The following is a 20,402-nucleotide window of genomic DNA, read 5'->3' on the forward strand; positions in this document are numbered from 1 at the left end:
TCTCCCCTTCTACACCTGGATCGCGGCCAGCCCGGCGGCGCGCATGGCGTCCTGGGCCAGGTACTGGGCGAGTTGGCTGCGCAGGGTGGCGGCCGCGTGATGCAGCTCGAGAATGCCCTGGGCGACCGCATGGTCATGGGTGAACGCGGCGGTGTTGAAGTGTGTGGCGGCCAGGAAGGACACCTCTTCGGTGCCGGAGGGGAGCACGTGGGTCGCCGGCGCGGTCGCGCTCGCGGCGGCGGCCAGGCGTTCGGCGAGCAGGTCGAGTTCGAGGGACGCCGCGAGGATCACCTCGGGCTGCACGAGGACATGGCCAACCATGGATCGGGATCCCTTCTACGTTCCACCCCGGTTATGAAAGCTTGGACGCAGAGGTTTGCTGATCGGTTCCCAGCGCCGCTGTTCAGCCCCATCCCAGCTGATGGAGGCGCTCGTCGTCAATCCCGAAATAGTGGGCTATCTCATGAACCACGGTGATCGCCACCTCTTCGACCACCTCTTCTTCGCTGTGGCACATCTCGAGGATGGCTTCGCGATAGATGGTGATGGTGTCGGGCAGTACGCCCCCGTAGTGGCTGAAGTCCCGCTCGGTGAGGGCGATGCCGTGGTAGAGACCGAGCAGGTCGGGGTCCTCGTCGCTGCGTGGCTCGATGAGCACGACCACATTCTCGATCGCCTGTGACAATTCCGACGGAATCGAGTCGAGCGCATCCCCGACCAACTCCTCGAAGCGGTCGTCCGGCATGACGACGGGCATGGTGGCGGCTACCGTCCGATCAACGTGGCTGAGGGATAACCGGCGGGGCCGCGCCGGGCAGTGGCGGCGGGGTGTAGCGGCCGTTGTTGGGCGGCGGGACGGGGGCCTGGCCGTCGATCTGGATGTCGCCCTTGGCCGATCCGGTGATGGTGGCGAAGCCCTCCTGGTCCGCGCCCTTGCCGACCATGCAGTTGAGGCTGCGCGATCCGGCCAGCCAGCTGCGGGCGTCGAGGGCATCCCAGAACAGGGTCAGCGTCTTGTTGCGCAGTGCGTCGGGGGAGCCGAGGTAGTCGCCGGCGTCCTTGGCGCACTGGTCTTCCATGAACTTGTCCTGATCGTCCTTCGAGGGCGGGCCGCCGGTGAAGTGGGTGGCCAGGTCCACGGTGGAGACAATCTCGAAGGCGTGCGGCTGGGTGCAGTCGACCGGATCGGTCGGCAGGTTGGACTTGATGCCGATGCAGGTGCCGATGTCGTAGACCTTCGACTGGTTGATATCGCGCACGCTGCCGGTGATGGGCTTGGTGGCGACGCCCTGGCTGCCGGAGACCTGCAGGCCGCAGCGCAGCGTGCGCTCGCCCGCCTTCCAGCCCGCCTCACCCGGATTGATCAGGCCGACAACGAATTTGCCGCGCGGATCCAGCTTGCCGCCGAGGTACTCCTGGGCGGCGCTGACGCAGTGCTCGTCGCGCAGTTCGGAGAACCGCAGCGAGTCCGGGAAGCGGGAGCCGGGCCCGAACTCCTTGCCCGGGTACTTGCTCAGGTCGATGTCGGCGGTGACCTCGAACAGGTGCTTGCCGCCGCAGTCCACCTTGGTGAGGTCGCCCGCATTGGTCTTGGTCCAGGTCAGGCAGTCGCCTTCCTTGGCGGTGCCGAAGGCCGCGCCCGCGACCGCGCCGGTGGGCTGTGCGGCCCCCGGCGCGTGCGCCTTCACCCGATTGGAGTCGAAGCCGTTGGAGACGAACATGGTGATGAGCACGGCCAGCGTGACACCGACCGCCATCGCCAGCAGCCCCCACCGGACCGTCGACGCCGACAGCGGCCCGTTGCGATCGAGCTTGGATTCCATTGCCCGCAACGGCTTCAGCAATCCATCCAGCGCCGTCGGCTTGCGACGGTTCGGCGGCCCGGGGCGCTGCGAAGACGGAGGCGCGGGCCACTGCGGAGGCATCTTTTGCTCAGGCATCGGTGCCCATCATTGCAGTGCCCTCCCGCCCACGCCACGAACCATCGGCATTGCCGCCGATCTTCGCACCCCCCGAAGTGTTTACGACAGGATCAGATCCGCCGCCTTCTCGCCGATCATGACCGCGGGCGCGTGGGTGTGGCCGCGGGTGATGATCGGCATCACCGAGGCGTCGGCGACGCGCAGCCCCTCGATTCCGCGCACCCGCAGCTGCGGATCCACCACGCTGGACTCGTCCTTGCCCATGGCACAGGTGCCGACCGGGTGGTACAGCGTGTGCGAGTGGTCCTCGAGGCAGCGCCGCAGCACCTCCTCCATCGGGGTGTCCGACGGGACGGCGGGCTGCATGAGTTCGCCGATGTGTTCCTTCAACGAAGGCTGGTGGGCGATTTCGACGCATTGCCGCAGGCCCGCGAGCAGCGCGGCGCGGTCGGCGGGTTCGGCGCAGTAGCGCGGGCTGATGCGCGGCGCGGTGAACGGATCCGGCGAGGTGAGGGTGATGCTGCCGATGGATTCGGGCTTGAGCAGCACCGCGGCGAAGGTGAGCGCGTGCCCGTCGGGATCGCCCAGACCCTCGGCGATATAGGGCGCGGGCGCGAAGATGAGTTCCAGGTCGGGCAGGTCGAGGTCCTCGCGGCTGCGCGTGAACCCGTACGCCTCACCGACATTGGAGGTCAGCTGCCCGCGCCGCAGCAGCATGTAGTTGGCTACTTCGAGCAGGTTCTTGTCCGCGCCGAAGAGGCTGCCCGCGCGGGTGCGGTAGACGATGGGCGCGGCCAGGTGGTCGCGCAGCCCGCGGCCGACCTCGGGCAGGTGGTGCACGACGGGGATGCCGAGATCCTGCAGCCGGTCGGCGTCGCCGATGCCCGAGAGCATGAGCAATTGCGGGCTGTTGATGGCCCCGCCGGAGAGGATGACCTCGCGCTTGGCGCTGATCTGCTTGGTCTCCCCGCCGACCTTGAATTCGACGCCGATGGCGCGCTTGCCGTCGAAGAGCACCCGGGTGACGTGGGCGTCGGTGATGGCAGTGACATTGCGCCCCTGCTGGCGGGCGGGCCGCAGGTAGGCGTCGGCGGTGCTCCAGCGCGCACCGCGCTTCTGGGTCACCATGGTCTGTGAGAACCCTTGCGGCCGATCACCGTTGGCGCGTTCGACCGGGTACCCGGCTTCGGCGGCCGCCTGCAGGTAGGTGTGGGTGAGCGCGCGCGGGCTGCGTTGCCGCGAGATGTGCAGCGGTCCGCTGCGGCCCTCGCCGGGTTCGCTGGCCTCCTCGACGGTCTCCAGCTTCTGGAAGTAGGGCAGCACGTTCTCGAAGGACCATTCCGGTCCGGCGGCACGGCCCCATTCGTCGTAGTCGGCGGCGAAGCCGCGCACCCACATCATGGCGTTCATGGAGGAGGAGCCGCCGAGCATCTTGCCGCGCGGCCAGTACACCTTGCGGTCACTGAGTTCGGGCTGCGGCTCGGTGCGGTAGTTCCAGTCGTAATCGGTTTGGAAGAGCTGGTTGAACGCGGCCGGGATGTGGGCGAACTTGTCCTTGTCCTCGCCGCCCGCCTCCAGGACCACGACGCTGGTGCCCGGTCGTTCGCTCAATCGTGCGGCCAGTGCCGCCCCCGCGGATCCGGCTCCGACGACGACGAAATCGGCGGTATGCGGGGTGTATTGGGTCATCGTGACTCCTCCGAAAGACCACGGCGGAGCCACTGCCGGGCTGCCTGCCGTCCCATACGGCTAACCCTAGGTCGGAAATCGGCCCGTCGTGGGGTGGATGGACGGGATCGGGCCGGACCTACACGAAATCCATTGGCGGCCGCCGACTAGGCTCAATACCCATGATCGACCTTCGATTCCTGCGGGAAAACCCGGAAGCGGTTCGTGCGTCGCAGCGTGCTCGCGGTGAGGATCCGTCCCTGGTGGACACCCTGCTCGAGGCGGATGCCGCCCGTCGCGCCGCGGTCGCGACGGCCGACAACCTGCGTGCCGAGCAGAAGACGCTGGGCAAGAAGGTCGGCAAGGCTTCCCCGGACGAGCGCACCGAGCTGCTGAAGTACGGGCAGGAGCTGTCGGCGAAGGTGAAGGAGGCCCAGGCCGCCGAGAACGCCGCCGACGCCGATATGGTCGCCGCCCAGCGCGCGCTGTCGAATGTGGTGCAGGAGGGCGCGCCCGCCGGCGGCGAGGACGACTACATCGTGCTCGACCACATCGGCACCCCGCGCGAATTCGATTTCGAGCCCAAGGACCACACGGATCTGGGTGAGTCGCTGGGCCTGTTCGATATGGAACGCGGCGCGAAGGTTTCGGGTTCGCGCTTCTATTTCATGACCGGTTACGGCGCACTGCTGCAGCTGGGCCTGTTGCAGCTGGCCGCGCAGAAGGCGACCGCGAACGGTTTCACCATGATGATTCCGCCGGTGCTGGTGCGCCCGGAGATCATGCAGGGCACCGGCTTCCTGGGGCAGCATTCGGCGGAGGTCTATCACCTCGAGGAGGACGACCTGTACCTGGTCGGCACCTCGGAAGTGCCGCTGGCGGGCTATCACTCGGGTGAGATCCTGGATCTGAGCGAGGGCCCGAAGCGCTATGCCGGTTGGTCGTCGTGCTTCCGTCGTGAGGCGGGCAGCTACGGCAAGGACACCCGCGGCATCATTCGCGTGCACCAGTTCGACAAGGTGGAGATGTTCGTCTACACCACGCCGGATCAGGCCGATGCCGAGCACAAGCGGCTGCTGGCCTGGGAGCAGGACATGCTCGCGGCCATCGACGTGCCGTACCGCGTCATCGATGTGGCGGCCGGTGATCTGGGCAGCTCGGCGGCGCGCAAATTCGATTGCGAGGCTTGGGTTCCCACCCAGCAGACCTACCGCGAGCTCACCTCGACCTCGAATTGCACGACGTTCCAGGCCCGTCGGCTCAATGTCCGGTACCGGGACGAGAACGGCAAGCCGCAGACCGCCGCGACCCTGAATGGCACTTTGGCGACAACGCGCTGGATTGTCGCGTTGCTGGAAAACCATCAGCAAGCCGACGGTTCGGTGCGGGTGCCCGCTGCGCTGGTGCCTTTCGTCGGTACCGACGTGTTGAAGCCTCGCTGAGTATTCGCTACTCGGCGTGGCTTATTCCGGCGGTTGTGTCTACTGCCGGCTGCGCTTATGTCTAGGCTAGGCAGCGTGCGAGGAATCGGGTCTCGCGGCGATACCCGAACCCGGGTGCGGGCGGCATCGGCGCTGGCGACGGCAATGGTCATGGCTCGGACCACCGGAGCGTTCTATGTCATGGGCGGGCTGCTGGGCCTGATCTTGACGGCCGTCGCTCCGGGTGATGAGGGCAATCGGCCGCTGGTGGGTGTGGCGGCGTTTGTCGCGCTGCTGTTGGGTATCAGCCTGCTCATCTGGGGTCCGCGGCTGCCGCATTCGGTGCATCACGCCTATGTGGCGACGGCGACGGTCTTGGTGACCGTTGCGGTGCACTGGTTTCCGAACACGGTCGGCGCGATCAGCTTGGCGGCGTTCTATGTGTTCGTCGCCTGTGATGCCGCCATCTTCTTCTCCTGGCGCTGGCTGGGCGCGCATCTGGCGTTCGCCATCGCCTGCTGTCTGTGGGTGGTCCCCTCGCGGGGGCTGCCGTGGTGGTCGGGTCTGATTCCGGCGGGCATCACCTTCGGGATCGGCATCGTGGTCGGCATTTTGACGCGCATGGCGTCGGACGCCGATATCGATGTGCTGACGAGTCTGCTGAATCGGCGCGGTTTCGATCGGGCGCTGAGCAATGCCATCGCGCACGCCACCCGCACCGGTCAGGGGCTGGCGCTGGTGCTGGTGGATCTGGACCGCTTCCAGAAGATCAACGATCACCTCGGCCACCGCGCCGGCGACGCGGTGCTGCAGCGGGTGGCCGACACCTGGTCGAAGCTGCTCGCACCGGATCAGCGGCTGGCTCGCTACGGCGGTGACGCCTTCGCGCTGCTGCTGCCCGGCACCACCGAGCAGGCCGCGATCCTGTTGACCGAGGAATTGCGCGCGGCGGTCACCACCGGGTGTTCCGCGGGTGTGACCTCCTGGCAGCCGGGCGAATCCGGTTCGCTGCTGGTGTCGCGCGCGGATGTGGGTTTGTACCGGGCCAAGCAGGCCGGCCGCAATCGCACGGTGCTGGAGTCGTCGCGGCAGCTGCCGTTGGCGGTGGAGCTGCGCGAGGCCATCGATCGCGGCACCTTGGACGTGCAGTATCAGCCGATCGTCTCGCTCTCGGACGGTGCGACCCGCGCGGTCGGGGTGGAGGCGCTGCTGCGCTGGTCCTCGCACGCGCAGCCGGATGTCACCACCGAGGGCCTGATCCGGGTGGCCGAGGAATACGACCTCATCTCCGATCTGGACGAGCTGGTCCTGCGCCGCGCCTGCGCGGACGCCGCCCGGCTGCAGGAGACCTTCGCCCAGCTCGATCTGACTTTGAATGTGAATGTGAGCGGCCTCGAGCTGGCCGAAACCGAGTACGCCGACCGGGTTTCCGGCATCCTCACCGAAACCGGCTGGCCCGCCGAGCAACTCGTGCTCGAGGTGACCGAATCCGAGCTGGCTGCCGAATCCGAGACGGCCATCGCGAATCTGCACAAGCTGCGTGAGCGCGGGGTGCGGATCGCCATCGACGATTTCGGGACGGGTTACTCCTCGCTGAGCCGCCTGGCCACGCTGCCGTCGGACATCCTCAAGGTGGATCAGTCGTTCGTGGCGGCCATCCGCTCCGATTCCCCCGCCCCGCCGCTGCTGGGTGTGATCGCGGCGCTGAGCAAGTCCCTGGATCTGCAGGTCATCGCCGAGGGCGTGGAAACCGAGTACCAGGCCGCAGTGCTGACCGAGCTCGGTTTCGCGCTGGCCCAGGGCTACCACTACAGCGATTCGCATCCGGTCTCCGAGCTGATCAACGATCTCAACGACCGCCACGGCCTGGTCGGCGCGGCGATCTCGGACGGCGAGCCGAACACCAATGGCTGGATCCCGATGGACAATCCGCTTGACGGGGGAGCACCCGGCGCGCAGGGTTGATCACATGCGTTTGCTCGTTTACGTCTGTTGATCCCTACTTCGTAGTGGAGTCTCCCGAGCCCGCCCCGATCGCGCGGGCTCGACGCGTGCCCTCGCCCTGCGCGCGGTCCTGTTCGCCTTCACCGCGGACCTGATCCCCCTTTACGCCCTCTACGCCCTGCTTTTCGCCGCGCACGGACTGAGCGCCGCGCAGATCTCTTCTTTGCTCGCCATCTGGTCGGCGACCTCGTTCGTCCTGGAAATCCCCTCCGGCGCGTGGGCCGACACCGTGTCGCGACGCGGTCTGCTGATCCTGTCCGGCGCACTGCTCGCCGCCGGTTTCCTCGCCTGGACTCTGTACCCGACCTACCTGGGCTTCGCCGCCGGTTTCGTCCTGTGGGGCGCTTCGGGCTCGCTGCGTTCCGGCACTTTCGAGGCGCTGATCTACGACGACCTCACCGCCCGATCCGCGACCCGCGTCTACCCGCGTCTGATGGGCTATATTCGCGCCGCCGCCGAATCCGCTGCTCTCCTCGGCATTCTCGCCGCCGCACCTCTCTATGCACTGGGCGGCTATGCGCTCGTGGCCTGGTCGAGTGTCGCGATGGCCGTGCTGCATACGGTCTGTGCCGTCACGCTGCCGAGCGCGCCGAAATCGATATCCGCTGCCGACGTCGAGGACCTGGAGGAGGCCGAGGACGGCGACGAACTTGATAACGAGAACCGGTGGCCGGACTGTGCCGGAAGCGCAGTGCCGCAGCCGGATTCGACGGGCTACGTCGCCATGCTTCGTGCAGGTCTGCGAGAAGCTGTGCAGGTGCGGATGATTCGCCGAGGCGTAATGCTGGTCGCCTTGTTGAACGGTATGACCGCCTTCGACGAATACTTCGCGCTGCTGGCCGATCACGCTGGTGCCGGACCGTCCCTGGCCGCGATCCTGGTCGCTGTCACGGTGGCCGGATCCTTGGCGGGTTCCCTACTGGCCGGTCGCACCGAGGGCATGCGGACCGCCACCATGGCCGTGGCGCTGGCGGTCGCCGGAGTCCTGTTCATCGGCGGTTCGCTGCTGGCTGGTGCGGCGGCCCACCATCCGGCCGCGATGTACGTCCTGATGGCGGTGGGCTTTTCGGCGGTCGGCGTCGCCTACGGCATCGACTACAACGCGGAGGTGATCGCCTCGGCGAGGCTGCAGGAAGCCATCACCGGTCCCGCCCGTGCCACGGTCACCTCGGTGTCCGGCTTCTCCACGGAGGTGATCGCCCTGCTGGTCTTCGGCTTCGCTGCGCTGGCCTCCACCTGGCTTCCGATCCCGGTCATGGTCGCCCTGCTGGGGATCCCGCTGCTGTTGGCCGCCGCGCTGGTCCCGACCTGGTTGCCCGCGCCCGGTCAGGACGGTTCGGTCGAGGAATTCGATGAATCAGGGCGGTCGGTTGGGAGTGGCGAATAGGGCCGGGGAGAATCGGGCGGTGGCGGTGCGGCGGTGGGTGGGGTTGGGGTTCGGGGGGTCCATTGGTGTGGCCGTGGCGACGCAGGCGCGGATCAATGGGGAGTTGGGGCATCGGCTGGGGGATGGGATTGCTGCCGCGACGATCAGTTTCGGGAGCGGGTTGCTGATTCTGGCGGTGGTGTTCGCTTGCAGCGGGCAGCTGCGCGCTGGGGTGGGACGGGTGCGGGTTGCGCTGAGGTCGGGGGAGTTGCGCTGGTGGCAGCTGTTGGGTGGGCTCTCGGGGGCGTTTTTCGTTGCGGGTCAGGGGCTTACGGTGGCGACGATCGGGGTGACCGCGTTCACCGTGGCGGCGGTGGCGGGGCAGGTGGTGAGCAGTCTCGTGGTGGATCGTCTGGGGTGGGGGCCGGGTGGGCGGACGCCGGTGACGGCGTGGCGGATCGGTGCGGCGGTGCTCGGGATGGTGGCGGTGTTGCTTGCGGCGTTGGGGCGCAATGGGTCCGGTTCGATCGGCGGCGGGCACGGTGCGTCGGTGTTGTTGGTGGCTTTGCCCTTGATCGCGGGGCTGCTGGTGGCGTGGCAGCAGGCGGTCAACGGCCGGGTCGGAGTGGTTGGCGGACCGTTCTCGGCGACGCTCGCGAACTTCGCGACGGGTACCGCCGCGCTGGTGGTCATCGAGGCCGTGGTGCTCGTTCATCGCGGTGGATTCGGGCAACTGCCTACGGCCCCCTGGCTTTATCTCGGTGGTCTGATCGGGATCGTGTTCGTGGCGCTGGCGGTGCTCACGGTGCGCTGGATCGGAGTGTTGCTGCTGGGCCTGACCTCGGTGGCGGGTCAGCTGCTGGCGGCGCTGGTGCTGGATGTGGTCGCGCCGACCGGGACCGGTCTGTCGGTCTGGGCGGTCGTCGGCTGTCTGCTGACCTTCGTCGCCGTCGCGGCCGCCGCGCGTTCGCGAGGCTGAGAAACCCCGATCATGTGCTGAATCCGGGTGCCGGATGGGCCGTTCAGCCGCGCTTCCCAGCGTCTTATATGAAAGCTGTTCCAGGTATTCGTAATTCGCTGTCCATGTGAGTGTGCGATGGTGCGGTATGGCTGTCGACTACGCGGTGTGGGCCGCGCGTCTGGTGCTGGCCGTCGTATTCGGACTGTCGGCGTGGGGAAAGTTCGCCGATGCGTCGGGTACCCGGAAAGCGGTGGGGGAGTTCGGAATACCCCAGGCCTGGGTGCCGACCGTGACGTGGGGCCTGCCCGCGATCGAGGCGCTGGTGGCGGTGGCGCTGGTGCCGCCGTGGACCGCCGCGCCCGCGCTGCTGGTGGCGATCCTGTTGCTCGGCATGTTCACCGGCGCGGTGGTGCGACTGCTCCGATATGGAAAGCGCCCGGTCTGTTCCTGTTTCGGTGCCGGTAGTGCCGCGCCGATCGGACGCGGCACCGTGATCCGCAATATCGCCTTGATCGCCTTGGCCGGGTGGACGGTCGTGGCTACCCTGGCGGATCCGCAGGTGCCGGGCGTGCTGCCGCTGGATCGTGCGGTGGCGATGGCGGTCGCCGCCGGATTCGGTGCGGTGTTGGTCTCGCTCTGGGCCGAGTTGCGTTCACTGCGCCGCCGTTTGGATGCGCTGGCGCCGAACGCAGAGAGCCGCCCCGGGATGTCGGGACGGCTCTCCGAATCTGTTGGTCAGACCAGTTTTTTCGAGCGCAGCTCGTGACCCTTGGAGGTCTTGCAGCGGCCTGATTCCAGGTCCCACTGCCAGCCGTGCAGGTTGCAGGTGAGGGTATTGCCCTCCACCACACCGAATTTCGAGAGATCCGCCTTCAGGTGCGGGCAGCGGCGCTGCACTTCCCAGCCGTCGAGCTCGGTGGAGGCGGAATCGTCGTGCGCCTCGGAGAACCAGCCGTCGGCGTAGGCGATGCGCTCATCGGTGAGGCATTTGAAGAAGGTGTAGAGGAATTCGTTGTATCCGCCGATGCGCCAGGTGGTGAAGCGCGTGGACAGGAAGATGGTGTTGACCCAGTCGGGTTCGTCGTCGCGCAGCACGGTGCGGACCAGCTCGGGTGCGATGCGGAAGCCGTAGCGGTGCTTGCCTTCTCCCTCGACGGGTTCGCGCACCACCCGCTTGGGGAAGTCCAGCACCACGGTCTCGTCGCCCATGACCAGGCTGACCGGATAGCCGATGCCGTCGCAGATGAGATCGGACTGCGCCATGATCGGCTCGAACTTGGCCTTGATCGCGGGCAGTAGCGGATCGCCTTCGGCGGGAGCCCAACTCGCCTTCTCGGCGGCCAGTACGGGGGCCAGGCGCTGGGCCATGTCCTCGATGTAGGCTGCCTTGTCGCCGTAGATGGTGTCCGGGTCGACCGGGTGGGTGAGCGAATTCAGTTCCTTGCCACGCAGATCCGCGGTCGAGCCGGGGATCATGAGCAGCCCGCCGTCGTTGCCGTGGATGCGCATCTGCTCCAGGAACACGATCTGGTCGGGGAAGATGTTGCCCTCGTCGCCGCGATCGTCGTTGAGGTAGCGCAGTTCGTCGTCGAGGAAGACCGGCGGTCCGGCGGAGGGGACGACCCAGGTGGCCCCGACCTGCTCGATGTAGGAGCGACAGCGGTCCATGCCGCGCTGGCGCTTCTGCTTGCCGAAGTTGGCCTTGGTCTTGGTCGGGATGTCGTAGACCATCGGGTACCAGATGGCGCCCGAGTACTGCAGCAGGTGGATGTCGACGTGCCCGAAGTTGTCGTGCAGCACATCCATGTCGACCGGCCGCGCGTCATTCATGTTGAAGCACACGGTTTCCCCGTCGGCGACGACCAGGGCGGAGTCGCCGATCGGGCCGTCGGCGGGCGCACGCAACGCGATGATCATGATGTCCAGGTCGCCACCCGGACCGGTGATGGTGGTCTTGACCGAGTCCTCGGTCTCCACGAACTTGGTGAAGCCGAGCTTCTCCAGCTCCCGCTTCAGATCCGGCACCGGGTAGTCGGGCAGCAGGACGGTGGCGTCCTTGTTCACCTTGTCGGCGAGATGCCTGGCGTCCCAGTGATCGCGGTGCAAGTGCGAGACATAGAGGAAGTCGCAGTTGCCGAGCTCGTCCCAGTCGAGCTGGGTGTTGTCGGGGAACGGGAACCACGATGCGAAGTAAGCGGGGTTGACCCACGGGTCGCAGAGGATCGTCCCGGCCGAGGTTCGAATGTGGAACCCGGCGTGTCCGACGCTGGTGATCTGCACGAGCTTCATTCCTCCCTGACCGTTACCAGCCACCCAGAGTACTGGCTAGCCGGAGACGTCGCCGATGCAGTAACCCTCGGAGCCGGACTTCAAGGTGTATATCTGCTTTGTCTGATTTCCCGTGCCGGTGGTGACGGGGACCGACACCGTGATGTAGCCGCCGCGCGGCCACTCCGACTTGAGTGAATCGTCCACGAAGGTCTTTACCGTGCCCGCCTTCGCCGGGTTCACGGCCAGCGGCACCATGACCGCTTTGCCGCTCCCGTCGGGATCCCAGGTGCGGCCCGCCGCGCAGATCAGCGGGTACGCGTCCTCTCGATCGCTCGGATCGATGGGTTTGCCGATCGCCCGGGATAGGTAGCGCCGCACCGTGTGTCGCGCGTCGGCATCGTTGAACTGTGCGTTGGGGGCAGTGGATCCGGGCTCGCCGCCGGTCGGATACACGTGCGGGCAGGCGTATCCGGTGGCGATGTCGCGGTCCTGCGCGGTGACGGTGAGTGCGGCGTTCTGCCACGTCACGATCGTGCCGTCGGTCACGCCCGGTCCGGTCAGCGCCTCGCGGATGGCCTGTGGGTCGGCGTACATGCTGCGCACATTGCGCGGTGCCATGGTCCAGCAGCGTTCGGCCACCTCGTCGATCCCCTTGCCGCGCAGGTCGGCGGACCAGCGCGCGATCGCCGCGGCGGCTTCGGGTTTGCCCGGTACCGCGCCCACTCCGTCGATCGAGGCGGGGGTCGTACTGGGTGCGAGGGTGGTGGTCTCCGTGGTTTCGCCGGAGTCCGCTTCCCAGTCCGTCCCTTCGATCCCGACTCTGGAATCGCAGCCGTTCGCCAGCCACGTCAACCCGACTATCAGAGTTCCGACCAGCCCCTTGCGGAGACGTTCACGCAGTGCTGTCGGGCAGTTTTCCACTCGGGCGAACCTCTTTCAGTGTCGAGAAGTCACATCAACTGGATTGCTGTTACCTGGATCACTGGATGCCGCGCGGGCAGCGACTACGCTAGCGGACTTGTGGAACCCGTCTACTACCCCGTCATCGGGCTGGCCCGCACCATTTTCGCGCTGCAGGGCCTGAAGTTCACCGTCAAGGGTGAAGACAACATTCCGGCGACCGGTGGTGCGGTCATCGCCATCAACCACACCGGCTACATGGACTTCACGTACGCGGGCCTGCCCGCCCGCGCCACGAAGCGCTATGTGCGTTTCATGGCCAAGAAGGAGGTCTTCGACAACTCCATCTCCGGCCCGATCATGCGCGCCCTCAAGCACATTCCGGTCGACCGTGGTGCGGGCGCCGAGTCCTACCACGAGGCGGTGCGCCGACTGCGCTCCGGCGAACTGGTCGGCGTCTACCCCGAAGCCACCATCAGCCGCAGCTTCGAAATCAAGGATTTCAAGTCCGGCGCGGCCCGCATGGCCATCGAAGCCGGTGTCCCCATCATCCCCATGACCATCTGGGGCGCCCAACGAGTCTGGACCAAGGGCTTCCCGAAACGCCTGGGCCGCACCAACACCCCGGTCTTCATCGCGGTCGGTAAGCCGATCCAACCATTCGAACCCGCCGCAGCCCTGACCGAGCAACTGCACTCGACCATGCAGGAAATGCTCCTCGACCTCCAACAGGACTACACCCACGAGCCAGGCGCCTACTGGGTCCCCGCCCGCCTCGGCGGCACCGCCCCCACCCTCGAAGAGGCCAACGCCATGGACGCCGCCGAAGCCGAGGAAAAGGCCGCCCGCCGCGCCACCCAGCCCGAATAACGCGGCCCCTCCCAGGCCGACGAAATATGGTCTGTCCCCGGGGCGGAGCACCCCCGGGGGCAGACCGCATCCCGTTCACCGCCCGCCGGTGCCATCCCCGCGCCGCACCGTCTTCCGAACGTTCCTACGAGCATCGAACTTCTCGAAATAGCTACTGTCATCGCTGTTTCCACGCCGCAAATGCCCAACCCCTCCCCGTTCGACAACACGATCCCCCGCTCCCCGGCCCGCTCGATCCGACACTCAACCGCCTCCCGCCCACTCACCCGAAACTGCACAGCCACAGCCACTTTCGCCCACTCCGGCAACCTGTTCACGCTTCCTCCTTCCTTGCTCTCGGGTAGACGCCGCGGGAAGTCTTCGGGAGCGATATACGGATTCGTCATCCCCTCACCGCCCGGTGCCTACCGTGCGCGCGGTACGGCTTCTGCGGAGGGCGGTCGGCGCCGAGACTCCAGCGCACACCAGCGACGAAGGCAATCCAGGAGGTCGTGGCGATAACGAGTGTCCATGTTTCCAAAAGCACTGTGAAACACCCCGATTCGGTCGAATCCAACGTGTAGTCAATTAACCCGCGAATGGCGGCCGGGTTCGATCACACGGTGGTGATCTCATGTGCCACACTGTTAATCTCACGGTGAGATAAGCAGACATGGCTTGCTGGGCGACCTTTGGGAGAGCCGATGCAGGGGGAGTCCTTCGCGCCGGTCGTTGTTCCGGCGCAGATGTGGAATCAAGAAGCTGTCCAAGCCGCACTGCGGGAGCGGGACATAGCCGGCCTGCTCAAACTCGTACAACGGCATACGGGCGTAAGTCAGCAGCGCCTTGCCACCGCGTTGGAGCTGTCACAGGGGCGGGTGAACGAGCTGATCAATCGGAAGCGGATTGTCAGTGCCCTGGGAACATTCGAGCGACTCGCCAATGGCCTGAACATGCCCGATCACGCGCGGATGAGCCTAGGTTTGGCCCCGGCCGCGGACACTCGGATGACCCTGACCAGCCTGAGTGAGATCAGTAGGACGTACCGGTCACAAGCCGAGGCCGCCGATGAGATTCGAGATCTCGCATCGGCGGCGGCGACGATCGATGTGATGGCCGTGCGAGGTCTGGGCATCCTCGGTCTCAATGACTCGTTGCTGCGTGACGCACTTTCCACCGAAGTGCGCCTGCGCGTACTGCTCCTGAGTCCGGATTCCGCAGCGGCTGTCCATCGTTCCGCAGAGATCGGAGAATCGGCCGAGTCCTTCTCCGCCGGTATTCGACTGGCGATTGCGCGGATCAGGGAGCTCTCTACGAGCGGAAGGCATATCGAGCTGTACACCTACGATCATGCGCCCGTATGGCGGATCATCAGTATCGACGGCATCTTGTTCGTGTCCGCGTTCACTCATCGTCATGAAGGGCACACGTCCCCGGCCCATCGAATCGAGGCAAACGATCGTGGGGTCTTGCACCACGCGTTCGTTCGTACGATGGCGCAGACCTTTGCCGGAGCAAGCCGACTCATCTGAACGATGCGGAGCGACAGTGATCGAAGCGGAATACAAAGCTCGTCTTACTGATCCGGCTGGAGTTCGCGAGAAATTGCAGGCGCTTTCGGTGGCTGACCGTGTCACTTACAGTGACACCTATTTCGATGACGCTATCGAAGCCCTCAGCCGAGCCGGCCGCGAGTTGCGGCTCCGAACGATCAGTGGCTCCGCCGAATCCACCCGCTCCATTCTGACGTTCAAGGATGCGGCCGTCGACGCCGCGACCGGGTCGAAACCGGAGTACGAGACGACCGTTGGTGATCGCGCGACCATGGAAGAGATTGTCGAGAGACTGGGTTATCGGCCACGGCTCTCCTTCACGAAGCTGTGCGAGAACCACCGCTTCAAGGCAGCGGGACGCGAGATGCTCGCAACCATCGTCACGGTTCCCGAGCTCGACGGAACATTTCTGGAACTCGAAACCATGACGGAAACCGAGGACGATCTCGGTGCCGCATTGGCCGATCTGCGTTCGGTGCTCGACGATCTCGGAATTTCCCCCGATCAGCTGACCACCGAGCTCTACACCGACGCGGTGGCCCTGCGCCGCCGAGCCGAATAGTCCTGCGCCACAGGCCTGGTGGCAGTTGACGGGGAGCCCCAAGCTTCCGTTGAGGATCTTGAAAGTTGCGCGGATAGCGTTGCGGGAGTCGAAAGACGTTATGACTCAACGACTTCAGCGCTCCTCCGGGGGGCTTTCGAGAGGAACATCATGATGAAGACCGTCGTCGCCCGTGTCGGACTCGCGCTCGTGGCTTTGTCTGCGACGCTGGCGGTAACCGCGCCGGCAGCCACCGCCGACCCGGTTGGTCGAGGCGCGTGCCTGACCATTGCGAACAACAGCTACAACGACATTCGCGTAGTGGTGACAAACACGCCCATCGGAAACGCGCCCGGTGCCACCTACGACATCCCCGCACGCACGGTTTCCACCCTCCTGGACGACGCGAGCAACTACCTGCTGTCAGCCGATGGCAGCTGGAACCTCAACGCCCCGGACGGTACCTGGGCCTTCGACAGCAAGTTCCGCGAAGGCGCCTGCGCCGGCATCTGGAACTTCACCGTGAACTGACCTGACTCGCACACTTGTGCGAGTCTGTGAGCCGTGATTGACTCTCTGCCAAAGGTTTCCGACAACGCTCGATGACTTCGGCTCACGACGGAAGACGAAGGCGCCATGAAACTTCTTCTCACCTCTGGCGGCGTCAGCAACCAGAGCATCCGTGACGCATTGGTCGACATGCTGGGTAAACCCATCGCCGAGTCCACCGCCTTGTGCATCCCCACCGCGATGTACGGCGGCATGCCGGGGACCGCCGACCTGACATGGCGGCAGATCGCCGGGCAGAGCCGCAACCCCATGGTCGAACTCGGGTGGAAATCGGTGGGGATGCTCGAGTTGACGGCGCTGCCCAGTCTCGACGAGGAGAACTGGGTCCCGTTGGTCCGGGAGACCGATGCCCTGTTGGTGTGCGGTGGCGACGTCATGTATCTGCATCACTGGATGCGCGTGTCCGGTCTGGTGGATTTGTTTCCCTCGCTGAGCGAGACGGTCTACGTGGGACTCAGCGCCGGCAGCATGGTGATGGCCCCGCAGGTCGGGGAGGAGTTCCTCGGCTGGAAGCCGGAGGACGGCGACCGCACGTTGGGCATGGTCGGATTCTCGATGTTCCCGCACCTGGACAACGTGATGTGCCCGGAGAACACCATGGCCGACGCCGAGAAGTGGGCGGAGCGTGTGCCGGTGCCGGGGTACGCGCTCGATGACCAGACGGCGATCAAGGTGGTGGATGGTGCCGTCGAGGTGATCTCGGAGGGACACTGGAGGCTTTTCGACCGATAGCCCGTTTCGGGAGGGCAGACTCGTGATCATGCGCGAACCGGAGGGTGTGGCACGGGTTTTCGATCCGATGTGGGCCGAGATCGACGCGGTCGGACGGGACGGCAGTACCGGCGGATATCGCCGATACGCCTGGTCGGACGCGGATCTGACACTGCGCGACTGGTTCCGAGGTGAGGCCGCCCGCCGGTCGATGGAGGTCGAGGAGGATCGCAACGGGAACCTGTGGGCGTGGTGGCTGCCGCGGAACTGGGTTGGGGATCCCAAGGGCGCGTTCGTAACCGGGTCGCACCTGGACTCGGTGCCGGACGGTGGCGCTTTCGACGGACCTTTGGGGATCGTGTCGGCGTTCACCGCGGTCGACCTGCTTCGCGCTCGCGGTATCGAACCCGCCATTCCGGTTGCGGTGGTGGCCTTCACCGATGAGGAGGGGGCGCGGTTCGGCGTGGCGTGCATCGGCTCGCAGCTGAGCACCGGCACGCTCGCTCCCGAGCGCGCGCTCGCTCTCCGCGACGGGGATGGAATCACCTTGGCGGAAGCCCTGGTTCGCGCGGGACGCGATCCCGGGGCATTGGGTGCCGACGCCACGCTCGGTGAACGCGTCGGGGTCTTCGTGGAACTGCATGTCGAGCAGGGCCGCGCCCTCGATCTCGTGAATCGCCCCTTGGCGCTGGCCTCCGCGATCTGGCCGCACGGCCGTTGGGAATTCGAATTCGACGGTGAGGCCAACCATGCCGGGGCGACCCGGCTGGTGGATCGCCACGACCCGATGCTGCCGTTCGCGGCTACGGTGCGGTCGGCTCGCCTGGAGGCGGCGGCGCGGGAGGCCGTCGCCACCTTCGGCAAGGTTCTCGTCGCGCCCAATGGCACCAATGCGATTCCCTCGCGCGTGCGGGCCTGGCTGGACGCCCGCGCCGCCGACCAGCCCACCCTGGACGCCCTGGTGTCCCGCGTTGCCGAGTTGGCCCGTGCCCACGCGGGCGAGGAGGGCGTGGAGCTGGCCGTGCGTGTCGAATCCAGCACGCCGATAGTCGATTTCCCACCCGGGCCCCGCGCCCGCCTCGCCGCCGCCCTGTTACACCTCGGCGATATCCCGGTGATCCCGACCCAAGCCGGTCACGACGCCGGCATCCTCTCCGACCGCGTCCCCACCGCAATGCTGTTCGTCCGCAACCCCACCGGGATCTCTCACTCCCCGGCCGAATACGCCGAACCCGCCGACTGCCACACCGGTGCCGCCGCCCTGGCCGACATCATGGCGGCTTGGGTGAGCTGATCAGCTGGGGTCGGACCCGCGCACCGCCGACAGCCAGGTGGCGGCAGCCGCCGCGATCATGGTCGCGCCTACGAAACCCGGTACGCCACCGCCGGACGAATAGACCCACAGCAACCCCACGAACGGTCCGGCGATCGCCGACTGCGCATCCAACAGCAATCGCCGCCCGATCCCTGTGCGGCGCAGGGCTTCCGGATCCGGGCGGGTGGGATTGTCGATCAGCTTCCCGACCGGCTCCCTATCCCGCACTCGCCCGGCCGGATAGATCCGCTGTCCGGCGATATGTACGGAGCGTCCGGATAGTTCGGCCGTGTCTTGCGTCAGCGCCACCAACACCGGATCGAAATACACCGGCAGCCAAAGATCTTTTCCTGCGGCGGTGAACTCCAGCCACGACCGGCTCATCAGCCGATGCTGCTGCCGCACCCGGCGTACCGCCGCTTCGCGCGCCTGCCCACCCGGCAGCCCGGCAGGGAGCAACCCGCTCGCGACCGCGAATCGAAAGCCGGTGTAGCCCAGGATGATCAGGCTCACGGTCCCGAGCATCGCCATCTGGTCCGGATCGGCGAACGGGACCCAGGCGAGGGTGATCGCCAGGGTCCCGATCGTCACGAGCGCCGGATAGGCCAGGGGGTGGCCCATCCGGGAAATCACTTCAGGAAACCGATTTTGGTGTAGTCCAGGCTGGCCATGCCGGCTGCGCCGTAGTTGGCGAGGTTGGCGCGGACGCCGACATTGGCGGGCGACTGCATGAGCGGCAGCGAGTGGCCTTCCGCGAAGATCTTCTTGTCGATCTGATTGGCCAGTTCGATGGCCTTCTGCGGATCGAGTTCGGAGACGGCTTGATCGATGTCGTTGTTGAGCTCGGGGGAGCCGATGCGGCCGAAGTTGCCCTGCACATCATCGGGGTGGTAGCCCCAGATCTGGTCCATGCTGCTGAGCGGGAACGGATCGCCGACCCAACTGAACTGTGCCACATCGAAATCGCCGGACTTGATGTACTTGGGGAAGAAGTCCACCCCCGGCTTGGTGTCGATGGTGAGCTTCACGCCGACCCGGTCCAGGTTCTGCTGCATGATCTGCGCCATCTGCACCCAGATGTCCTGGTTGTACATGACGTCACGGATCTCGAGTTTGCGGCCGTCCTTCTCGCGGGTGCCACCGCCGGCGGGGACCTTCCAACCGAGTGCGTCCAATTCCTTCGCTGCGGCATCGGGATCGAAGCCGAGCGAATTGTCCTGGTAGCCCTTCTGGTTCATCAGGTAGATGTGATTGTTGAGCGGCTTGGGGTCGAGGACCATGCCGTTCTGGATGGCGGTCGCGATGCCCTGTCGGTCGATGGCCTTGCCGATGGCGACACGCAGTTTCGGATCTTCCAGCAGCGAGCCGGGCGCACCGTTGAAGGTGAGGTGTGACCACGTGCTGCTGTTGGCGCGCCGGATGGCGATGCCGTCCGTGCCCTGCGCGGTCTTGATCTCATCGCGGCTGGCGAGGCCCACCGCGTCGATCTCGTTGTTCTGCAAGGCCGGCAGGTCCGCGGCGGCGTCGAGGACACTGAAGGTGATGGTGTCCAGCTTGGGAGTCGCGCCCCACCACTTCGGGTTGCGGCCCAGCACGATTCGACCCTGTCCCCGGTCGATGTTCTGCACGATGAACGGTCCGGCGCTCGGCCCGGGGTTGTTCACGAAGCCCTTGTTGAAGGCGTCGGGGGTGCCGGTGACGGCCTTCGAGACCAGGAAACTGTTGCCCGAGAACTGGCCTCGCCATTCGCCGAAATGCTTGCTGAAGGTGAGAATCGCCTGGCGATCGTCCACGCCGCGCTCTACCTTCGAGACCCGATCGAAGCCATTGTTGTTGGCGATCAGGAAGTCCTTGTTGCGGCCGCTCAGGGCCTCGGCCTCCGAGGCGATGTCCTCCCAGGTCATCGGTGATCCGTCGGACCACACCGCCTTGGGATTGATGGTGTAGGTGACCTGCTGCGGATCAGTGCTGGTCAACTGCACGTCGGTGAAGTAGTTGTGGTCGACGCTGAGATTGCCCGCCGCGTCGGAGATGAACGCGCGCGGCATGGTGGACCGCTCCACACCGGTGTACTCGATGTCATTGCCATCAACCTGGAGGGTGTTCCAGTTGGACGGGAGCGCCGACATCGACAGCCGCAGGTTGCCGCCGTCTTTCAAGTCGGCGACGTCGTGCGGGTTGATATCGCTGGTCGCGCCGAGGTCCGACGACACCGCATTGGAGTTGTCGTTGCCACCGCCGCAGCCGGTCGCTAGCGCGGTCACGGCCACCAGTGGGACCGCGAGCCGTACGCCGATCGAGCGAATCCTCACCGGTTGCTCCTTCCGTTGGAGTTTTGCTGGAACACAGT

The 20,402-nt window shown here is 66.2% G+C and carries 19 protein-coding genes; 11 read left to right on the forward strand and 8 right to left on the reverse strand.

What is annotated here, in order from left to right:
- Positions 1 to 9: 9 nt before the first annotated feature.
- The 4 genes from ACFXHA_RS21565 to ACFXHA_RS21580 all read right to left on the reverse strand — a co-directional run bounded on the left by ACFXHA_RS21565 (position 10) and on the right by ACFXHA_RS21580 (position 3,611).
- Complete coding sequence (locus ACFXHA_RS21565) at positions 10 to 321, reverse strand: PE domain-containing protein (protein WP_379359323.1); 312 nt, start codon at positions 319 to 321, stop codon at positions 10 to 12.
- Positions 322 to 403: 82 nt separating this feature from the next.
- The gene (locus ACFXHA_RS21570) at positions 404 to 757 is read right to left on the reverse strand and encodes a metallopeptidase family protein (protein WP_379359325.1); all 354 of its coding nucleotides are present in this window, start codon (positions 755 to 757) and stop codon (positions 404 to 406) included.
- A gap of 19 nt (positions 758 to 776) precedes the next feature.
- Complete coding sequence (locus tag ACFXHA_RS21575; RefSeq protein WP_379359327.1) at positions 777 to 1,940, reverse strand: septum formation family protein; 1,164 nt, start codon at positions 1,938 to 1,940, stop codon at positions 777 to 779.
- 81 nt (positions 1,941 to 2,021) lie between these two features.
- On the reverse strand, positions 2,022 to 3,611 hold the full coding sequence (locus tag ACFXHA_RS21580) for a GMC family oxidoreductase (RefSeq protein ID WP_379359329.1): 1,590 nt from the start codon (positions 3,609 to 3,611) through the stop codon (positions 2,022 to 2,024).
- Positions 3,612 to 3,772: 161 nt separating this feature from the next.
- On the opposite strand from ACFXHA_RS21580, the gene serS reads away from it, so the two are divergent.
- From serS to ACFXHA_RS21605, 5 genes are all read left to right on the forward strand, one after another.
- Positions 3,773 to 5,032, forward strand: coding sequence for a serine--tRNA ligase (serS, locus tag ACFXHA_RS21585; RefSeq protein ID WP_379359331.1), 1,260 nt, complete (start codon positions 3,773 to 3,775; stop codon positions 5,030 to 5,032).
- Between the two features lie 75 nt (positions 5,033 to 5,107).
- Positions 5,108 to 6,976, forward strand: coding sequence for a putative bifunctional diguanylate cyclase/phosphodiesterase (locus ACFXHA_RS21590; protein WP_379359333.1), 1,869 nt, complete (start codon positions 5,108 to 5,110; stop codon positions 6,974 to 6,976).
- A 97-nt stretch (positions 6,977 to 7,073) separates the two neighbouring features.
- Complete coding sequence (locus tag ACFXHA_RS21595; protein ID WP_379359639.1) at positions 7,074 to 8,402, forward strand: MFS transporter; 1,329 nt, start codon at positions 7,074 to 7,076, stop codon at positions 8,400 to 8,402.
- Positions 8,368 to 9,360: a DMT family transporter gene (locus ACFXHA_RS21600; protein WP_379359335.1), complete on the forward strand. Its 993-nt coding sequence runs from the start codon at positions 8,368 to 8,370 to the stop codon at positions 9,358 to 9,360. The genes ACFXHA_RS21595 and ACFXHA_RS21600 overlap by 35 nt, the downstream gene beginning before the upstream one ends.
- 127 nt (positions 9,361 to 9,487) lie before the next feature.
- A complete protein-coding gene (locus ACFXHA_RS21605) occupies positions 9,488 to 10,108 on the forward strand; it encodes a MauE/DoxX family redox-associated membrane protein (protein WP_379359337.1) in 621 nt (206 codons plus the stop codon).
- On the opposite strand, the gene ACFXHA_RS21610 is transcribed toward ACFXHA_RS21605, so the two are convergent.
- Both ACFXHA_RS21610 and ACFXHA_RS21615 read right to left on the reverse strand, forming a co-directional pair.
- Entirely contained in the window at positions 10,078 to 11,622 is a 1,545-nt protein-coding gene (locus ACFXHA_RS21610) for a Rieske 2Fe-2S domain-containing protein (RefSeq protein ID WP_379359641.1), read from the reverse strand. The genes ACFXHA_RS21605 and ACFXHA_RS21610 overlap by 31 nt on opposite strands.
- Positions 11,623 to 11,667: 45 nt before the next feature.
- The gene (locus ACFXHA_RS21615; RefSeq protein ID WP_379359339.1) at positions 11,668 to 12,465 is read right to left on the reverse strand and encodes a hypothetical protein; all 798 of its coding nucleotides are present in this window, start codon (positions 12,463 to 12,465) and stop codon (positions 11,668 to 11,670) included.
- A gap of 168 nt (positions 12,466 to 12,633) precedes the next feature.
- On the opposite strand from ACFXHA_RS21615, the gene ACFXHA_RS21620 reads away from it, so the two are divergent.
- From ACFXHA_RS21620 to ACFXHA_RS21645, 6 genes are all read left to right on the forward strand, one after another.
- On the forward strand, positions 12,634 to 13,383 hold the full coding sequence (locus ACFXHA_RS21620; protein ID WP_379359341.1) for a lysophospholipid acyltransferase family protein: 750 nt from the start codon (positions 12,634 to 12,636) through the stop codon (positions 13,381 to 13,383).
- Between the two features lie 683 nt (positions 13,384 to 14,066).
- A complete protein-coding gene (locus tag ACFXHA_RS21625; RefSeq protein WP_379359343.1) occupies positions 14,067 to 14,894 on the forward strand; it encodes a hypothetical protein in 828 nt (275 codons plus the stop codon).
- The gene (locus tag ACFXHA_RS21630; RefSeq protein ID WP_379359345.1) at positions 14,869 to 15,477 is read left to right on the forward strand and encodes a class IV adenylate cyclase; all 609 of its coding nucleotides are present in this window, start codon (positions 14,869 to 14,871) and stop codon (positions 15,475 to 15,477) included. The genes ACFXHA_RS21625 and ACFXHA_RS21630 overlap by 26 nt, the downstream gene beginning before the upstream one ends.
- Before the next feature lie 150 nt (positions 15,478 to 15,627).
- Complete coding sequence (locus tag ACFXHA_RS21635) at positions 15,628 to 15,987, forward strand: hypothetical protein (RefSeq protein ID WP_379359347.1); 360 nt, start codon at positions 15,628 to 15,630, stop codon at positions 15,985 to 15,987.
- A gap of 105 nt (positions 15,988 to 16,092) precedes the next feature.
- Positions 16,093 to 16,758: a Type 1 glutamine amidotransferase-like domain-containing protein gene (locus ACFXHA_RS21640; protein ID WP_379359349.1), complete on the forward strand. Its 666-nt coding sequence runs from the start codon at positions 16,093 to 16,095 to the stop codon at positions 16,756 to 16,758.
- Between the two features lie 28 nt (positions 16,759 to 16,786).
- Entirely contained in the window at positions 16,787 to 18,031 is a 1,245-nt protein-coding gene (locus tag ACFXHA_RS21645) for an allantoate amidohydrolase (protein WP_379359351.1), read from the forward strand.
- Here the strand turns inward: ACFXHA_RS21645 and ACFXHA_RS21650 are convergent, their stop codons facing one another.
- Both ACFXHA_RS21650 and ACFXHA_RS21655 read right to left on the reverse strand, forming a co-directional pair.
- The gene (locus tag ACFXHA_RS21650; protein WP_379359353.1) at positions 18,032 to 18,643 is read right to left on the reverse strand and encodes a hypothetical protein; all 612 of its coding nucleotides are present in this window, start codon (positions 18,641 to 18,643) and stop codon (positions 18,032 to 18,034) included. It abuts the gene before it with no gap.
- A 38-nt stretch (positions 18,644 to 18,681) separates the two neighbouring features.
- On the reverse strand, positions 18,682 to 20,364 hold the full coding sequence (locus tag ACFXHA_RS21655) for an ABC transporter family substrate-binding protein (protein WP_379359355.1): 1,683 nt from the start codon (positions 20,362 to 20,364) through the stop codon (positions 18,682 to 18,684).
- Positions 20,365 to 20,402 lie beyond the last annotated feature (38 nt).

The organism is Nocardia sp. NPDC059240 (assembly GCF_042753865.1).
Classification (GTDB): Bacteria; Actinomycetota; Actinomycetes; order Mycobacteriales; family Mycobacteriaceae; genus Nocardia.

Excerpts from the sequence above, each read along its gene's own strand:
- ACFXHA_RS21575 (WP_379359327.1), bottom strand. The coding sequence starts at position 1,940 with ATGCCTGAGCAAAAGATGCCTCCGCAGTGGCCCGCGCCTCCGTCTTCG.
- ACFXHA_RS21580 (WP_379359329.1), bottom strand. The coding sequence starts at position 3,611 with ATGACCCAATACACCCCGCATACCGCCGATTTCGTCGTCGTCGGAGCC.
- ACFXHA_RS21600 (WP_379359335.1), top strand. The coding sequence starts at position 8,368 with ATGAATCAGGGCGGTCGGTTGGGAGTGGCGAATAGGGCCGGGGAGAAT.
- ACFXHA_RS21645 (WP_379359351.1), top strand. The coding sequence starts at position 16,787 with ATGCGCGAACCGGAGGGTGTGGCACGGGTTTTCGATCCGATGTGGGCC.
- ACFXHA_RS21570 (WP_379359325.1), bottom strand. The coding sequence starts at position 757 with ATGCCCGTCGTCATGCCGGACGACCGCTTCGAGGAGTTGGTCGGGGAT.
- ACFXHA_RS21565 (WP_379359323.1), bottom strand. The coding sequence starts at position 321 with ATGGTTGGCCATGTCCTCGTGCAGCCCGAGGTGATCCTCGCGGCGTCC.
- ACFXHA_RS21640 (WP_379359349.1), top strand. The coding sequence starts at position 16,093 with ATGAAACTTCTTCTCACCTCTGGCGGCGTCAGCAACCAGAGCATCCGT.
- ACFXHA_RS21625 (WP_379359343.1), top strand. The coding sequence starts at position 14,067 with ATGCAGGGGGAGTCCTTCGCGCCGGTCGTTGTTCCGGCGCAGATGTGG.
- ACFXHA_RS21605 (WP_379359337.1), top strand. The coding sequence starts at position 9,488 with ATGGCTGTCGACTACGCGGTGTGGGCCGCGCGTCTGGTGCTGGCCGTC.
- ACFXHA_RS21635 (WP_379359347.1), top strand. The coding sequence starts at position 15,628 with ATGATGAAGACCGTCGTCGCCCGTGTCGGACTCGCGCTCGTGGCTTTG.
- serS (WP_379359331.1), top strand. The coding sequence starts at position 3,773 with ATGATCGACCTTCGATTCCTGCGGGAAAACCCGGAAGCGGTTCGTGCG.